General features: G+C 49.4%; 1 rRNA gene. It reads right to left on the bottom strand.

The features are described 5' to 3' along the window. Positions 1-149: 149 nt before the first annotated feature. Positions 150-265 (bottom strand): 16S ribosomal RNA (locus tag KI375_RS27140); the annotation flags it as partial.

The following is a 265-nucleotide window of genomic DNA, read 5'->3' on the forward strand; positions in this document are numbered from 1 at the left end:
TAGATGAGAGTTTGAACTCTCAAAACTGAACGAAACGAAACGTCTTTTTATAGAATGTTCCAAGAACATTCTAGGCTCACACGATGTGAGTCATGCCGACGTTGCCACAGGACGTGGCGCTCTTAGTCGGCGTTCCATATATTCCTTAGAAAGGAGGTGATCCAGCCGCACCTTCCGATACGGCTACCTTGTTACGACTTCACCCCAATCATCTGTCCCACCTTCGGCGGTTGGCTCCAAAAGGTTACCTCACCGACTTCGGGTG

Origin of the sequence: Bacillus sp. J14TS2 (assembly GCF_018333015.1) — a bacterium.
In the GTDB taxonomy this organism is placed as follows: Bacteria; Bacillota; Bacilli; order Bacillales; family Bacillaceae_C; genus Lederbergia.